Source organism: Algibacter sp. R77976, from assembly GCF_044594645.1.
Taxonomy (GTDB): Bacteria; Bacteroidota; Bacteroidia; order Flavobacteriales; family Flavobacteriaceae; genus Algibacter_B.
This window is the reverse complement of sequence record NZ_CP138989.1, coordinates 2872654-2889013: the sequence shown is the minus strand read 5'-3', so window position 1 is coordinate 2889013 and position 16360 is coordinate 2872654. Positions and strand designations below refer to the sequence as shown.

The 16360-nt window shown below is 32.2% G+C and carries 15 protein-coding genes; 3 read left to right on the top strand and 12 right to left on the bottom strand.

The window, feature by feature from the left end; all coding sequences use genetic code 11:
• Positions 1-102 precede the first annotated feature (102 nt).
• From SJY43_RS12295 to meaB, 3 genes are all read left to right on the top strand, one after another.
• A complete protein-coding gene (locus SJY43_RS12295; protein ID WP_396601040.1) occupies positions 103-1005 on the top strand; it encodes an EamA family transporter in 903 nt (300 codons plus the stop codon).
• Between the two features lie 112 nt (positions 1006-1117).
• Positions 1118-1762 carry a thiamine phosphate synthase gene (locus SJY43_RS12290; protein ID WP_396601039.1) on the top strand — a complete coding sequence of 215 codons (645 nt, stop codon included), beginning with the start codon at positions 1118-1120 and terminating at the stop codon, positions 1760-1762.
• A gap of 202 nt (positions 1763-1964) precedes the next feature.
• Positions 1965-2996, top strand: a complete 1032-nt coding sequence (meaB, locus tag SJY43_RS12285) for a methylmalonyl Co-A mutase-associated GTPase MeaB (RefSeq protein ID WP_396601038.1) — start codon at positions 1965-1967, stop codon at positions 2994-2996.
• 82 nt (positions 2997-3078) lie between these two features.
• On the opposite strand, the gene scpA is transcribed toward meaB, so the two are convergent.
• The 12 genes from scpA to SJY43_RS12225 form a co-directional block, all read right to left on the bottom strand.
• Positions 3079-5211: a methylmalonyl-CoA mutase gene (scpA, locus tag SJY43_RS12280; RefSeq protein WP_396601037.1), complete on the bottom strand. Its 2133-nt coding sequence runs from the start codon at positions 5209-5211 to the stop codon at positions 3079-3081.
• Positions 5212-5216: 5 nt separating this feature from the next.
• Positions 5217-7007: a methylmalonyl-CoA mutase family protein gene (locus SJY43_RS12275; RefSeq protein WP_396601036.1), complete on the bottom strand. Its 1791-nt coding sequence runs from the start codon at positions 7005-7007 to the stop codon at positions 5217-5219.
• A 78-nt stretch (positions 7008-7085) separates the two neighbouring features.
• On the bottom strand, positions 7086-8375 hold the full coding sequence (locus SJY43_RS12270) for an acetyl-CoA hydrolase/transferase family protein (RefSeq protein WP_396601035.1): 1290 nt from the start codon (positions 8373-8375) through the stop codon (positions 7086-7088).
• A gap of 30 nt (positions 8376-8405) precedes the next feature.
• Positions 8406-9725, bottom strand: a complete 1320-nt coding sequence (locus tag SJY43_RS12265) for a sodium ion-translocating decarboxylase subunit beta (protein WP_396601034.1) — start codon at positions 9723-9725, stop codon at positions 8406-8408.
• Between the two features lie 52 nt (positions 9726-9777).
• Positions 9778-10197: an acetyl-CoA carboxylase biotin carboxyl carrier protein subunit gene (locus SJY43_RS12260; protein ID WP_396601033.1), complete on the bottom strand. Its 420-nt coding sequence runs from the start codon at positions 10195-10197 to the stop codon at positions 9778-9780.
• 3 nt (positions 10198-10200) lie between these two features.
• Positions 10201-10560: an OadG family protein gene (locus SJY43_RS12255; protein WP_396601032.1), complete on the bottom strand. Its 360-nt coding sequence runs from the start codon at positions 10558-10560 to the stop codon at positions 10201-10203.
• The gene (locus tag SJY43_RS12250) at positions 10560-12119 is read right to left on the bottom strand and encodes an acyl-CoA carboxylase subunit beta (protein WP_396601031.1); all 1560 of its coding nucleotides are present in this window, start codon (positions 12117-12119) and stop codon (positions 10560-10562) included. Before SJY43_RS12250 ends, SJY43_RS12255 begins: the two co-directional genes overlap by 1 nt.
• 36 nt (positions 12120-12155) lie before the next feature.
• On the bottom strand, positions 12156-12563 hold the full coding sequence (gene mce / locus SJY43_RS12245; RefSeq protein ID WP_396601030.1) for a methylmalonyl-CoA epimerase: 408 nt from the start codon (positions 12561-12563) through the stop codon (positions 12156-12158).
• 440 nt (positions 12564-13003) lie between these two features.
• Entirely contained in the window at positions 13004-13618 is a 615-nt protein-coding gene (locus tag SJY43_RS12240) for a hypothetical protein (RefSeq protein WP_396601029.1), read from the bottom strand.
• A 119-nt stretch (positions 13619-13737) separates the two neighbouring features.
• Positions 13738-14280 (bottom strand): DUF4251 domain-containing protein, encoded by a 543-nt coding sequence (locus SJY43_RS12235; protein WP_396601028.1) that lies wholly within the window; start codon positions 14278-14280, stop codon positions 13738-13740.
• Positions 14281-14423: 143 nt separating this feature from the next.
• Entirely contained in the window at positions 14424-15470 is a 1047-nt protein-coding gene (locus tag SJY43_RS12230) for a glycosyltransferase family 9 protein (protein ID WP_396601027.1), read from the bottom strand.
• 62 nt (positions 15471-15532) lie between these two features.
• A complete protein-coding gene (locus tag SJY43_RS12225) occupies positions 15533-16354 on the bottom strand; it encodes a DMT family transporter (protein ID WP_396603410.1) in 822 nt (273 codons plus the stop codon).
• Between the last annotated feature and the right edge of the window lie 6 nt (positions 16355-16360).

Below are 16360 nucleotides of genomic sequence, written 5' to 3'. Positions count from 1 at the left end.
ACCTATCTAATTCGATAGAATTTTTTATGTTTTTTATTAGAGTTCTCCTTTTTATGTTTTTATAAAAAAGTTCCAATATTTCTAAATATCTTCGCGCGCATTATGTGGATGTACCTTGGACTTTTAGCTGCCTTATTTCTAGGCTTGCATAACTTATGTAAGAAACATGCCGTGCAAGGTAATGAAGTTTACCCAGTACTTTTTGGTACCGTATTTAGCGGCTTTATGTTTATTACAGCTTTTTATTTGCTATCGGTTTTTTATCCTGTTTATGCAGAAACCAACGGCTATAGTTTTCAAGAAATTTCTTTGCAAACACATGGTTTTATTTTTATAAAATCGGTAATAATGGCGAGCTCATGGGTTTTAGCATACCAAGCCTTAAAGCATTTACCCATTACTATAGTTACGCCTATTAGGTCTGCAGGTCCCTTTTTCACTTTTATTGGAGCCATTTTTATTTATAATGAACGCCCAAATGGTTATCAATGGGTTGGTTTTTTCTTAATTATATTTTCGGTGTTTTTATACTCTAAAATTGGCAAGAAAGAAGGCATAAATTTTAAGAGAAATAAATGGATTTTTGCTATAATTGGTGCTACTTTTTTAGGAGCTTCAAGTGGTTTGTATGACAAATTTTTAATTCAGAATTTAGCTTTAAATCCACAAACACTTCAATTTTGGTTTTGTCTTTATACGCTAATTATATTATTGATAATTTTATCTATAACCTGGTTTCCGTTTGCTGAAAAACGAAACGCATTTAAATTTAGATGGTCTATTATTGCAGTTGGTGTTTTATTGCAGGCTGCAGATTATTTTTACTTAAAGGCTTTACAAGATCCAGATGCATTAATCATGCTACTCTCTGCCATTAAAAGAAGCCAAATACTTATTGCAGTTGTTGTTGGAGGTTTGTTATTTAGAGAACAAAACAAACGAAAAAAACTAATTCCGTTATTAGGTATTATGATAGGAGTATTTTTGATATTGTACTCGAACTAAAATAATAAATTAAAATACTTCATCTACTTAATAGATGACAGTATAACTTTTTAAAATGATTATTATTGAAAACAGGAAAGTGTTATATTAACCAATAACTATAAACGACTATATGATTATACCAAAATTGCATTATATAACGCAAGGAAGTTCACCCAAAGCGCATTTGGATAACATTCAAAAAGCGTGTACATCTGGCATAGAATTAGTACAATTGCGTATAAAAAATGTTTCAGAAAAGAAAATTTTAAAGGTAGCAACTAGCGCTAGAGAGATTACATCTCATTTTCAAACCAGATTAATTATTAACGATCATTATAAAATTGCCAAAGCGGTTAAAGCAGATGGTGTTCATTTAGGAAAAACAGACGTCTGCCCTACTATAGCGCGAAAGCATTTATTCACTTGGCAAATTATTGGAGGTACGGCAAACACCTTGCAAGATTGCGAAACTTTACTTAGTAAAGATGTTGATTATATTAGTTTAGGTCCTTTTAAATTTTCAACAACAAAAGACCAATTAAGTCCTATTTTAGGATTAAATGGTTATACTGCCATTATAGAAGCCTTAAAAACTGAAACACCAATAATAGGCGTTGGAGGTATAATTACTGAAGACGTTATTGATCTTTTAGAAGCAGGTGTTTCTGGGCTTGCAATATCTGGAGAAATTACTCGTAATTTTAATAGCATTAAAAAGCTTAACCAATTACTACGGGCATCTGCAACTCAAGAGCAACGCCATTCCTTTAAATAGTCTTAGTAGAATGCAAAATATTACCGCTAGTTAAAGTTGATAAAATTGTTAAATCAACAACTTTTTTTTCTAGAATTCATACTTGATTTAAATAAGGAAATAAGCATTTAAAAACGCTCCTTAATTTTGTTGTTTTTTTTCATTATGAGTATCTTTGTTAGAACAGAAATTTCTATATAAACCTTAGCTTTCTAACTCTAAAATGAAAAACTACAAACCCAAAAACAGATTAACTACTCAGGCTTATATAGATGGTGTTTTAAGTGGAGATCGCGTTATTTTATCTCGAGCTATAACGGTCATAGAAAGTAATCTAGAATCTGATAAAATATTAGCTAAAGAAATTGTTCAAGGCATATTACCACATTCAGGAAAATCAATCCGTATAGGAATAACAGGCGTTCCGGGAGTTGGAAAAAGTACGTTTATAGAAGCCTTTGGATTGCATTTAGTAAAAAAAGGACATAAAGTCGCAATATTATCAATAGATCCAAGTAGTCAGCGCTCTAAAGGAAGTATATTGGGTGATAAAACTAGAATGGAAGAATTAGCCAATTTACAAGAGGCATACATTAGACCTTCTGCTTCTGGTGATACTTTAGGAGGAGTTGCTAATAAAACTGGTGAAACTATGTTGCTTTGTGAAGCCGCTGGTTACGATGTTGTTTTAATAGAAACCGTTGGTGTTGGACAGTCTGAAACTGCTGTACATGGTATGACTGATTTCTTTTTGTTATTAATGCTTTCTGGTGCTGGTGATGAATTGCAAGGTATTAAAAAAGGTATCATGGAAATGGCAGATTTGGTGGTAATTAATAAGGCAGATGGCGATAATATTACCATGAGTAAAATTGCACAGAGACAATATCAAAACGCATTGCATATTTTTCCGCTTTCAGAATCTGGATGGAGCCCTGTAGTAACTACAGCCTCGGCTATAAAAAGCATTGGGATTTCTAATGTTTGGAAACAAATTTTAAAATATAAAACGTTGGTTGATAAAAATGGTTATTTTTTAAAAAACAGAAATCATCAACAAATAAAATGGATGTACAATAATATTAATGAAGAATTAAAACAATTGTTTTATGGTTCAAAAAATATTAAAAGTGAACTTTCTACATTAGAAAAAGGTATTGTTGCTTCTAAAATCTCACCTGTTAAAGCCGCTCAACAAATCATAGACAAATTTAAAAACTCGTTTGAAAATAAAAATTATTCTAATGAAGTTTGATAAATAGAATAACCAAATAGTTTAAACATAAAAAAGCCCAAACAATTAAATGTTTGGGCTTTTTTATAGTGTTAATTAGAACTTATTCTTGCTCTAAATATTTTTCCATAATATTAATAGCTGCCTCCGAAATTACAGTTCCAGGACCAAAAATAGCGGCTACTTTTCTTTCTAATAAATAATCATAATCTTGTTCAGGGATTACACCTCCAGCGAAAACCATAATATCTGGTCGTCCTAATTTTTCTAATTCACCAATTAATTGAGGAATCAGAGTTTTATGACCAGCGGCTAAACTAGATGCTCCAACAAAATGCACGTCGTTTTCTACAGCTTGTTTTGCAACTTCTTCTGGAGTTTGGAATAAACCTCCCATATCTACATCAAAACCTAAATCTGCAAAACTAGAAGCAACTACTTTTGCACCTCTATCATGCCCATCTTGACCCATCTTTGCAATCATAACTCTTGGACGACGACCTTCAATTTCTGAGAATTTATCAGTCATACTTTGCGCTTGAGCAAACGTACTATCATTATTTACTTCTTTTCCATACACACCACTTATTAATTTAGTATCTGCTTTATGTCTGCCAAAATGAACTTCTAAAGCATCTGATATTTCGCCTAAAGTAGCAAAATTTTCTGCAGCTTCAACAGCTAATTCTAATAAATTACCTTTAGCTCCACCAGCACAGTCTTCTAATGCTTTAAGTTTCGCTGCAACAACTTCAGAATTACGCTCAGCTTTCATTTTATTTAAACGCGCTATTTGAGAATCTCTTACAACCGTATTATCGACTTCTAAAATTTCAATGTTCGATTTTTCAGTCGTTTTAAACTTATTTACTCCAACCAAAATATCTTGTCCAGAATCTAAACGAGCTTGTTTTCGAGCCGAAGCTTCTTCAATACGTAATTTTGGAACTCCAGTTTCAATAGCTTTTGCCATGCCTCCAAGTTCTTCAACTTCTTCAATTAATTTCCAAGCTTTTTTAGCAATCTCTTGTGTTAAATATTCAACATAATAAGAACCAGCCCAAGGATCAACAGATTTAGTCATCTGTGTTTCATCTTGAATAAAGATTTGCGTGTTACGTGCAATTCTTGCAGAGAAATCTGTTGGTAAAGCAATTGCTTCATCCAATGCATTTGTGTGTAAAGATTGCGTTCCACCAAAACCAGCAGCCATAGCTTCGATACAAGTTCTAGCTACGTTGTTAAAAGGATCTTGCTCACTTAAACTCCATCCTGAAGTTTGACTATGCGTACGCAATGCCATCGATTTCGGATTTTTTGGGTTAAATGATTTTATAATTTTTGCCCATAACATACGTGCAGCACGCATTTTAGCAATTTCCATAAAGTGATTCATACCAACTGCCCAGAAGAATGATAAACGAGGAGCAAATTCATCAATTTTTAAACCAGATTTTAATCCAGTTCTAATGTACTCCATACCATCTGCTAATGTATAAGCCAATTCAATATCTGCAGTAGCACCAGCTTCTTGCATATGGTAACCAGAGATAGAAATTGAGTTAAACTTTGGCATATTTTGGGTTGTATAATCAAAAATATCTCCAATAATTTTCATTGATGGCGCCGGTGGGTAAATGTATGTGTTACGCACCATAAATTCTTTTAAAATATCATTCTGAATGGTTCCAGAAAGTTTATCTAAAGAAACACCTTGTTTTCTTGCAGCCGCAATATAAAAGGCCATAATTGGTAATACAGCACCGTTCATTGTCATAGAAACAGACATTTTATCTAATGGAATTTGATCAAATAAAATTTCCATATCTAAAATAGAATCTATGGCAACACCAGCTTTACCAACATCACCAGTTACACGTGGGTGATCTGAATCGTATCCACGGTGTGTAGCTAAATCAAAAGCAACTGAAAGCCCTTTTTGACCTGCAGCTAAGTTTCTTCTGTAAAAAGCATTTGACTCTTCGGCAGTTGAGAAACCTGCGTATTGACGAACCGTCCAAGGGCGCATAGCGTACATTGCACTATATGGGCCTCTTAAAAATGGTGGTACACCAGCAGCGTAACCTAAATGTTCTGCTTTTGAAATATCTTCTTTTGAAAATTGTTTTTTTACAGGGATTCCTTCAGGAGTATTCCAAACGTCTTGATTCTCTGAAGTTGCAGCTGTTTGCTTAACAGCTGAGTTTAATTTTATATCTGAAAAATCTGGTTTCATACTTCTTAAGATTTTAAGGTTTTTTGAACTTTTTCTTGAATACTAGCAAGTGTAACAAGAACATCTGTTCTCATATTAACAACACCATCTAAACCAGCTTCAGTTAACTCGTCCATATTTTTTGGAGCACCAGCTAACAATAATACTTTGTTAGTATTAATAGCTCTAAATGCTTTTATAAAGTCAACAGCAGTTTCGTCATAATCCTGATCAGAACTACAAATAACAACTACGTGAGCGTCTGAATTTGCACTTTCTTTAGCAGCAACTGCAGCACTTTCGAAACTTTCTTCTTGATGAACGTCAAATCCGCTAACACCAATAAAATCGTAAGCAAAAGCAGCTCTTGCTTTACGCATATTTAAGTTTCCGTAACTAGCTAATTGAACTATTGGTCTAACATTAGTTTCTGCAACTAATTGTTCAGTTTTTCTACGCATAGCTTCAATTTCTAAAGAAGCTCTTCTAGGAGTTAATACTTTTGAATTGTTAGTAGCACCTTCTGAAAGTAAATCAGCAGCAACAGTTTCCATTAAGTTAGGGTATTTGTTAATACCTACCATTGGAGTTCTACGTTGACTAATTAATTTTAATTTTTTCAAACGAATTTCAGCAATTTGAGCTTGAATTGTTTCGTTTTCAAAAGCAGTAAAGAATCCACCATCGGCCTCAATAGCTTGGAATAATTCTAATGCTTTTTCAGCTATTTTTGAAGTTACTTCTTCAACATAGTAAGATCCATCAACTGGATTTGATACTTTACCAAAGTAAGATTCTTCTCTTAAAATAGTTGTAATGTTTCCAGCAATTCTGCTTGAGAAATCTGAAGGATTTTTAAACTCTTTATCGTATGCATCAATTAAAACTGCATCTACATTTCCTAATATAGCAGACATGGCTTCTGTTGTACAACGTAATAAGTTAGTCTCAGCATCTGTTACAGATTTACTCCAGATTGAAGTTTTCGCTGTAATAGTGTTTGCTACTTCAGCAACGCCGTATTTTGCAGCAACTTCTGCTAATAAACTATTGAATGCTCTAAATTTACCTATTTCAATAAAGTATTCTAAGCCAACAGCTAATTTAAAGTTTAAGTTGTTAAAGATAGCTTGAACTTCAACACCTTTTACCGAAAGTTTTTCAATTAAGAAAACTAAAGAGTTTAATGTATAAGCAATTTCTTGAACTTGGTTTGCACCTGAATCTAAATATTCAGTTCCAGAAACTGTGATGGCTTTAAAGTTAGGATAATTTGCAGTTAATTTTACTAATTCTGCAGCAACATCAATTTGACTTTCATCAAAAGAACCAGTTGTTACGTAATTAGAAATTATCCCTGTGTTAATGTATCCTTTTAAATCTGCATCTTTTGCAAAAGCAACTAAATCTGTAACAAAAGCAACAGCGTTAGAAGTCATTTCAAATGAAACAGAAATTTTATTTAAATCTATTCCGGTTAAAAGTTCAGAAACAGCAACATTTTCTTCTAAAGTGAAAATGATTCCGTTCATTCCTTCTTCCACAGCTTTAATAGCCAGTTTATTACCGTTTTTAGCAGAAGTAACAGTAATATTTCTGTAGTTTACTAAAGCTTGTGAATTTTCTCCTGTATTTTGAAGCTTTTCTATTTTATCTACAGCAGAATAACAAGGCTTAATATTAATGCCAGTTAAGTTTTTCCAAACTAGTTTTTTATCAAAATCAGCTCCTTTTAAATCTGCGGTCACTCTTTCCATCCATTGTTCAGTAGAAACTGAAGGGAATTCAGAAAAAAGTGCTTTATTATTATCGCTCATTATTGTGTGAATTTATTTTATTTTAGAATAATTAGAGTTCTAAAAGTTACAATTTTTAGAACTCTAATTTCAATATTTTTATTTTACCATTAAACTACTTCCAAATCTTTCAAAAATAGCTTGATCTAGTTCTTCTCTTGCATCAGGGTGAGCAATATCTCTTAAAGCAATAGCTCTTTGTTTTAGACTTTTTCCAAATAACTCAGCTACACCATATTCTGTTGCTACAAAACGAGCATGTGCACGAGTTGTTACAACACCGGCACCAGGCTTTAAGGTTGGCGTAATTTTAGAAACACCTTTAGCAGTTGTTGAAGTAATAGCACAAATAGGTTTTCCTCCATCGGATAATGCCGCACCACGCATAAAGTCCATTTGACCACCAACACCAGAGAACATTCTCGTGCCAATTGAATCTGCACAAATTTGACCAGTTAAATCTACTTCAATAGCAGAATTAATTGCTGTTACTTTTGGGTTTTGGCGTATTACTGCGGTATCATTTACATATGCAATATCTCTCATTTCAATTTCTGGATTGTCATCCATAAAATCGTATAAACGGCGAGTACCCATAGCAAAACCTGATACGATTTTGTAAGGGTTTACCTTTTTCTGAGAACCATTTACAATTCCTTTTTCTACTAAATCAACAATGCCTTCAGCAAACATTTCAGTATGTACACCTAAGTTTTTGTGGTTGTGTAAGAATGTTAAAACAGCATTTGGAATACCTCCAATTCCCATTTGTAATGTAGAACCATCGTCTATAATTTCAGCAATATTTTTACCAATAGCACTTTCTATTTCTGTTGGGTGTACAAAAGGCATTTCGTAAATTTTCTCTTCTATTTCTACACAAGCATCAAAGTTGCTAATGTTAATTTGAGCGTCTCCAAATGTACGAGGCATTAAAGGGTTAATTTGTGCAATTACCTTTTTACCTTGTTCAATACCAGAAATTACAATATCTACAGAAACTCCTAATGAACAAAAACCATGTTTGTCTGGTGGAGAAACGTTTACCATTACTACATCTAAATCCATATATCCTTGGCGGAATAAACTTGGAATATCGCTTAAGAAAATTGGAATATAATCTGCTGTGTCTCCAATGTTTTTACGAATGTTACCACCAATAAAAAAAGCGTTGGTATAAAAGCTCTCTCTTAACTCAGGGTTAGTATATCCGCATTCTCCTTCAGTATGCAAGTGTACTAATTCTACATTTTTTAACTCTGGAGCTCTTGCAACCATAGCTTTTATTAAAGCTTGAGGAGTTGCAGAACCACCTTGAATCAATACTCTATCTCCCGATTTTATAAGTTTAACTGCTTCACCTGCAGTCATTGAATTTGGTATTTTCATTTTGTTATATTTAATTGTCCTAATTATATATTAACCTAAAAAACTTAGGATAATACCTGCTGCAATTGCAGAGCCAATAACTCCAGAAACATTTGGTGCCATAGCATGCATAAGCAAATAGTTATGAGGATCTGATTTTAAAGCTTCATGGTGTACTACTCTCGCACTATCTGGCACGGCCGAAACTCCTGCTGCACCAATTAATGGATTAATTTTATTATCACCTTTTAGAAATAAGTTCATGAATTTAGCAAATAATAAACCTCCACAAGTAGCGATTACAAATGATATTGCTCCTAGTCCAAATATTAACATAGAATCTTTAGTTATAAAGATATCGGCTTGCGTTGAAGCACCTACGGTTACACCTAATAGAATAGTTACAATGTCAATTAATTTAGTTCTTGCGGTGTCTGCTAATCGTTCTGTTCTTCCAGATTCTTTTAATAAGTTCCCGAAAAATAACATACCTAATAGTGGTAATGCACTTGGAGAGATAAATAAGGTTAAAATTAAAGCCACAACAGGGAAAATCATTTTCTCCTTTTGAGTTACCGCTCTTGGTGGTTTCATTTTAATTTTTCTATCTTTCTTTGAAATTAGCATACGCATTAATGGTGGCTGAATTACAGGTACTAATGCCATGTATGAATAGGCAGCAATTGCAATTGGGCCAATTAAGTTTTTAACGGTCGTACCATCTGGCATGATGTTTATTCCGTTTGCTAATTTGGATGATAAGAATATGGCTGTTGGTCCATCTGCACCACCAATAATTCCTATTGCACCAGCCTCAGGAAGTGCAAATCCTAAATAAAGGGCTCCTAAAAAGGTGGCAAATACACCAATTTGGGCTGCACCTCCTAAAAGCATTAATTTTGGGTTTGCTATTAGCGATGAAAAATCGGTCATAGCACCAATACCTAAGAATATTAATGGTGGATAAACACCTTTTACTACTCCAAAATACAGATAATTTAAAACAGACCCTGTTTCATAAATACCTGTTTGATTGCCTGCTACAAAAGGTATATTACCTAGAATAACACCCGTACCAATTGGGATTAATAATAAGGGCTCGTAATCGTATTTTATACCTAAATAGATAAAAACGATACCTATCAAAATCATAATGACATTTCCTGAAGATGAATTTGCAAATCCAGTATAACTGTAAAACGTTTTTATGCCATCTATGGCTTCATCTACAATACTTTCACCTTCTGTAATCTCAATTTGTGCCGTTGATACAGAGGAATTAGTTCCGTTCATATTTGCGCCTAATCCAAGTACTGGTCTAATAAAAACGAGCAATGATATAGCGCTAAATACTATAATAAGTTTCTTCATTTTTTAATTTTAAATAATGATTAGTTTTCTTTATAGAATAATTTAAAAAGTATTATTCTAATTCAATCAATACAGCATCTTGCAACACTTGCTGTCCTACTTCAACCTGTATTGATGCTACCACTCCAGATTTTTCTGCAGTAATATTATTCTCCATTTTCATTGCTTCTAGCACTAATAATAAATCGTTTTCTTTAATAGTATCTCCAACCTTAACATTTAAAGATAATATAGTACCAGGTATTGGTGCTATAATTTTAGTTTTTGCCGATTTTGGAGTTGTTTGTAAAGGCGCTGAAGGTTGTTTTGATGCAGAACGAACTAATCTTGGTGTTTTAGTTTTTTTAATTTCATTGCTCATTATTACATCGAAAGATGTCCCATTGACCTCTAAATTAATCACATTATCTTCATGTGATTTTATATTAACAGTATAACCGTTTTCGTTGACTTTAAATTTATAACTTTTCATATTTTATAATCTATTTTGAATTCCATATATTTTAGAACTCCAAGGTGAATATGCTTTTTTAACTTCCTTTATGGTTAATATGCCACTTTCAACATCATGTTGTTCGCTTAGATACATGTGAATTGAAGCACCAATTACAGCCGATATTTCTCCTGTAAAAGTACTGTCGCCTTTAACCTTTATTTCGCTAATCTTTTTGTCTTTTCCTTTAGTAATTATCTTATAGACATAAAGCATAACTGGTAATCCATAATTAAAGAAAACTGCAAGTATTACCAAGGCACTAAAAACAATTAATAATCCGGTAATTAGTATAACGTATCCTTCGCTTATTGGATCTGTGTATAATAGTATATGTGTCATTATAGTGGGATATTTGAGTGTTTTTTTGGTGGGTTAATATCTTTTTTATTCTGAAGTAATTGTAAAGCTCTAATGATTCTGAAACGTGTGTTTCTTGGTTCGATTACATCATCAATAAATCCATATTTTGCTGCTTGATATGGGTTGGCGAATCTCTCAGTATATTCATCTTCTTTTTTATCAATATACTCTTGTTTTTCGTCGGCATCTTCAATTTTTCTAATATTAGATCCTTCTAAAACTTCAACGGCACCTTTAGCACCCATTACTGCAATTTCTGCTGTTGGCCATGCATAATTTACATCACCTCTAAGTTGCTTACAACTCATTACATCGTGCGCTCCACCATAAGATTTACGCAATGTAATAGTTACTTTTGGTACGGTAGCTTCACCATATGCAAATAATAATTTAGCACCATGCAGTATAATTCCACCATATTCTTGACCTGTACCAGGTAAGAACCCAGGCACATCAACTAGTGTTACAATTGGAATATTGAAAGCATCGCAGAAACGAACAAATCTGGCTGCTTTTCTAGAAGCATCAATATCTAAAACACCAGCATAATATTTAGGTTGGTTAGCTACAATACCAACTGGGCGTCCATTAAACCTTGCAAAACCTACAGCAATATTTCTTGCATAATTTCGATGTACTTCTGTAAACTCTCCGTTATCTGCTAGAGTTGAAATAACATCAACAATATCATAAGGTTGATTAGGGTTTTCTGGAATAATATCATTTAATGCATCCTCTAACCTATCGATAGGATCATTACATGGAAGTATTGGTGCTTCTTCTAAATTATTAGAAGGCATGTAACTTAAAATTTTACGAATTAATAATAAGTTAGTCTCATCGTCTTTTGCTAAGAAGTGTGAAACACCTGAACGCGTAGAATGAATTTTAGCACCTCCTAGTTGGTCTGCTGATACAACCTCACCAGTTACAGATTTTACAACTTTAGGTCCAGTTACGAACATGTAACTCGTTTCTTCTGTCATAATAGTGAAATCTGTTAATGCTGGAGAGTAAACTGCTCCACCAGCACAAGGTCCTAATATTGAAGAAATTTGAGGAATAACACCTGAAGCCATTATATTTCGTTGAAAAATCTCAGCATAACCAGCTAACGATCTTACACCCTCTTGAATACGGGCACCACCAGAATCATTTAATCCTATAACAGGAACACCAATCTTCATGGCCATATCCATTACCTTACAAATTTTTAAGGCGTAAGTTTCAGATAATGAACCTCCAAAAACCGTAAAATCTTGTGCAAATAAATATACAACTCTACCGTCTATCGTTCCGTGACCAGTTACTACACCATCAGATAAAAATATTTGCTTATCTAAACCAAAAGATTTTGTTCTGTGTGTAACGAACATGTCAAATTCTTCAAAACTGTCATCGTCCAAAAGAATATCTATACGCTCACGAGCTGTTAATTTACCTTTAGCATGTTGAGAATCAATACGTTTTTCTCCGCCTCCCAACTTTGCTTTAGCTCTTTTTTCAATGAGCTCATTAATTTTATCTTGATTTGCCATTATTTTTCTTTATTTAACTATATCTATTATTTCAATTTATTCTTGTTTTGAACACAGTTCTGTAAGCACACCCATTGTAGACTTTGGATGTAAAAATCCTATATTTAAACCTTCAGCACCTTTTCTAGATGTTTTATCAATTAAAGTAACCCCTCTTTCTTCTGCCAATTTTAAGGCGTCTGTAGTATTATCTACAGCAAACGCTATATGATGTATACCTTGCCCTTTTTTAGCAATAAATTTACCAATTGGCCCGTCTGGAGAAGTGCTTTCTAATAATTCGATTTTTGTATTACCTACCAAAAAAAAAGCTGTCTTCACTTTCTGATCAACAACCTCTTCTATAGAATAACATTTCATTCCTAAAACGTCCTCATAATATTTTATGGCGTCTTCTAAGTTTTCAACTGCAATACCTAAATGCTCGATATGCGAAATATTCATAACTAAAATGTTTAAATGATTTTTATCTTTTAATATTTGATAAAATTATAACAAGACTGTTTTTATATATATGACAGATGTCATGTATATAAATGTTTTAAGAATAATTATTAACTATAACGTAATAGTTTTTCGAAGTAAACAGAGGAACCCAAAAATTTGAGTTTATTTTAATTGCAAAGACTTAAATATGAGATTAAAATATTCAAAAATTAGATGGAAAACGTCTCTTGCTAAATGAGTAATAAGTGATTTTTATTATTAATTAAGATGAGTTTCTCAAAATATAATATAAAAAAAAAAGCCATCAAAATTGATGAGCTTTTATAAAACTTGAAGTCTCTGTATTTAGATAACTTGTATCTTTACTGCATTTAATCTTTTGCTTTTTCTTTTGGATTAAACGCAACATGTTACATTTTTAGTAACATTAGGAAGTATTAGTAAGCTACTGTTTCTTCTTTGCCAAGTACAATATCTCTTTTTGCAACAAACAAACCTTCTTTTTTATCTAATTTAAGAATTCGATTAGGATTTGTTCCTTCAACTTTAATGCGACACTTACCAGTTAACTGTGGGTCATCATCAAAAAGAAAGGTTTCAATTTTATATTCTGGTTTGTTTGGTTCTTTTACAATTGGTAAAATTTGCTTCAACTCGTTGCTGTAAATGTATTTACCTGGAACAAATGTATAAAAGGTATATGTGCCATCGGCATCCGTTTTTACCCAACCTCTATGATGCACGTAGCGTTTCTTATTTTGTCTTTTCAATTCAAAGTTTCCATTTTCATCTGTTTGATGAATAAATAACATGACATTTTTAGCCGGAGTGACACCATCATTTTCATAAATGGTTCCTGTAATTTTTAGTTTTTGTGATTTTGACTCAAAATCGGGAATGGTATCTACGTTATTAAGTTGTTTTTCAGAATAATCGTAAATAGGACTTCTTTTTTTGAAATTCTTAGAAGTATCAGTGTTTTCTTGAGCTTGAAGTATACTAAAGCTAAGAAATAAACAAATAAAACTTAGTAGGCTAATTAAATTTTTCATCTTGGGGACGTTTTTAATTCACTCAAAACTAATCAAATACATTTTTGAACAACAAAAAAATCGTTTGAACTATAAAATTTCACGATGAATAGATGAATAACATCATAAAGGTTAAAATCTTATTCTATTTTGAGTGCTTCCACTTGTCCAGAATAAGAAATTGGAAACCGTCCACTTCCATTAATTTGTAAATTACTTTTTAAATTAGGATATAAAGTAATGAATACTTTAAAGCTTTCCGATCTAGATTTTGCACCAAATGAAATATTATAGCTATTATTTTTACCTTTTATTGCTTTATAGTTTTCTAATAGTCCTTTAAGCTGAATACCACTATCCTCTCCACTATAATCAATATTCATTTGTCTTTCTCCAAAATAAGGTAAGTAAGATGTAATACTATCTCCAGAAACTGTTAAGAAATTAGAATTTCCTATTAAGCTTATAGCATTAGCGGAACTTCCACCTTGTAAAATACCAGAATTTAATACCTGCTGCATAGCATTACTTACCTGAGGGTGTGCCATATCAGATTCTATTCTATAATTTTTGTTTTCTACCAAGGTCTCAAAAGCCTCAATTTCACTCTGCGAAATTTTAGTAGACTTACAAGCGAATAAGGTTATTAAAAAAGCAAAAATAAATATGTAATTAGATTTCATCGTGATTTAAAATATGGATAATCTCTAATTTATAAAATATTAACTAATTTATTCGCTAATAGATTGTTAAAAAACAATTGCTGTTTAAAGTTGCATGCTTCGGTGTAATGTACACATGAATTCTATTAAATTCTAAGGAAACCTTATTTTAATATTTTATCTATAGCTTGAAACCAATCATCAATACTAGTTTCGTTGGTATGCAGGGCTACACTTCCGTTTCCATAAGGTGCATAAATATTTGGGTTGGTAACCGAGAAGAATCCAACACAAGGCGTTAAAGACGCACTAGCTAAGTGCATAACACCATTATCTGCTGCAATAAAAACATTTGTGTTGTGAATAATAGCTCCCATTTCTCTAAGATCTTGACTATAAAAATGTGGGGCTTTGAAATTTATTTTTGAAATATTCTCTATAGGAAGCACTTCAATAATATTATAATTAGGATAGGTGTTTTTTAACCTATTATAAAACGTTTCCCACCATTCTTCTGAATAACACTTCTTACCTGTGGCATTAGTATAAATACAGATTGTTTTCTTATCGTTTTTAACTATATCTAATAATTTGTTTTTACCGTTTGTTATCTCAGTTTCATTTAGCTTTATATTTAAAATAGGCATGCTTGTATTTTCATTAGATAAACCTATTTTAGCTAGATAATACCTTAAATTATAAACAGGGTATTTTGAAATATGCTGATGATCTTGATAAATAGATTGAATACTTTCATGCACATCACCAAAAACTTTAATTTTACCTTTGGCCATTTGCGTTAATAAACGTCCAGATGATGAGTTTTTATCACCATTAATAACCAAGTCATAAGATTTCCGTTTTATTGAAATCCAACTTTTTGCGTATTGAAATAAATTATTGAAAGGCTTTTTAGGGAGTTTAATAATTTTATTTATGTGGGTATAGTTTTCAAAAACAGGATGTGCCACCCCACCTTTTACAAATAAATCTATTTCACAATCTTTAAATGTGTTAATAACCTCTTGTACCAAAGGAGTTAGTAGTAATTGGTTTCCTAAACGATGATTTGGTCTTATTATTAAAACCCGTTTTATATCAGCGATATTAATCTCACCTTTTTTTGGTTCAGAATACGCACTACCAATATTTTTGGTAATACTGCGCATTATTATTCTTCTATAATGATTAATTCGTTTCTTGAATGTCATGAAAATAATTTATTCGAATAAATGGCCACAAAATTACAAATTATAATTTCCTTTATAATTTATTATTTTGTTGTTTTTTTTCCTTTGTATCTGATGTTTAAAACCAAACCTGTTATAATTAAAGCAATACCCAGTAAACTCCAAAATGTATAAATCTCACTAAAAAGGAAAACACCAAAAAGCAATGTGAAAATAACCTCTAAATATTTAAGAGGAGCTACTTGAGTGGTAGATGCTGCTTGTAATGCTTTTGTCATATTTACTTGCCCAAAATAACCAAATACACCTAAGCCCATTAATAAAAACCATTCGTTCCCTACTGGTTGTACCCATTTATTAATTGATAATAAGCCACCAACAATTGTAGAAATAACCAAAAAATAATTAACTACAACAACTGGATGATCGGCTTTGCCAATTTTACTAATTACAATATAAACCAAGCCAATAAATACGGCAGATATAAAAATTAAAATTAAGCCAAACCAGTTAACTTCGGTATCAAACCCTTTTAAGATTAAAACACCAGTAAATGCCATGGCAAAAAACAGCCATTGTATTGGTTTTACCTTTTCTTTTAATAAGAATACAGCAAAAATGGCAGCAAAAATAGGTCCCATATATCGTAATGAAACCGCTGTTCCTATAGCTAAATACTTTGTAGACATAAAAAATAGTGTCATCGATACTACACCAACAAGCCCCCGTAAAACTAGTAATTTTCTCTTATTACCTAAAAAAGGTATTTTGTTTTTTAATAGAAAAGTAAAAGTAAAAAACAAAGAGCCTATCGATCTAAAAAACACGATTTGATAAGCACTAATATGTGTTAAATACTTTACGGTTGCGTTCATACAAGCAAAAGCTAATGTGCTTATGAGCATGAATTT

Excerpts from the sequence above, each read along its gene's own strand:
- SJY43_RS12295 (WP_396601040.1), top strand. The coding sequence starts at position 103 with ATGTGGATGTACCTTGGACTTTTAGCTGCCTTATTTCTAGGCTTGCAT.
- SJY43_RS12290 (WP_396601039.1), top strand. The coding sequence starts at position 1,118 with ATGATTATACCAAAATTGCATTATATAACGCAAGGAAGTTCACCCAAA.
- meaB (WP_396601038.1), top strand. The coding sequence starts at position 1,965 with ATGAAAAACTACAAACCCAAAAACAGATTAACTACTCAGGCTTATATA.
- scpA (WP_396601037.1), bottom strand. The coding sequence starts at position 5,211 with ATGAAACCAGATTTTTCAGATATAAAATTAAACTCAGCTGTTAAGCAA.
- SJY43_RS12275 (WP_396601036.1), bottom strand. The coding sequence starts at position 7,007 with ATGAGCGATAATAATAAAGCACTTTTTTCTGAATTCCCTTCAGTTTCT.
- SJY43_RS12270 (WP_396601035.1), bottom strand. The coding sequence starts at position 8,375 with ATGAAAATACCAAATTCAATGACTGCAGGTGAAGCAGTTAAACTTATA.
- SJY43_RS12265 (WP_396601034.1), bottom strand. The coding sequence starts at position 9,725 with ATGAAGAAACTTATTATAGTATTTAGCGCTATATCATTGCTCGTTTTT.
- SJY43_RS12260 (WP_396601033.1), bottom strand. The coding sequence starts at position 10,197 with ATGAAAAGTTATAAATTTAAAGTCAACGAAAACGGTTATACTGTTAAT.
- SJY43_RS12255 (WP_396601032.1), bottom strand. The coding sequence starts at position 10,560 with ATGACACATATACTATTATACACAGATCCAATAAGCGAAGGATACGTT.
- SJY43_RS12250 (WP_396601031.1), bottom strand. The coding sequence starts at position 12,119 with ATGGCAAATCAAGATAAAATTAATGAGCTCATTGAAAAAAGAGCTAAA.
- mce (WP_396601030.1), bottom strand. The coding sequence starts at position 12,563 with ATGAATATTTCGCATATCGAGCATTTAGGTATTGCAGTTGAAAACTTA.
- SJY43_RS12240 (WP_396601029.1), bottom strand. The coding sequence starts at position 13,618 with ATGAAAAATTTAATTAGCCTACTAAGTTTTATTTGTTTATTTCTTAGC.
- SJY43_RS12235 (WP_396601028.1), bottom strand. The coding sequence starts at position 14,280 with ATGAAATCTAATTACATATTTATTTTTGCTTTTTTAATAACCTTATTC.
- SJY43_RS12230 (WP_396601027.1), bottom strand. The coding sequence starts at position 15,470 with ATGACATTCAAGAAACGAATTAATCATTATAGAAGAATAATAATGCGC.
- SJY43_RS12225 (WP_396603410.1), bottom strand. The coding sequence starts at position 16,354 with ATGCTCATAAGCACATTAGCTTTTGCTTGTATGAACGCAACCGTAAAG.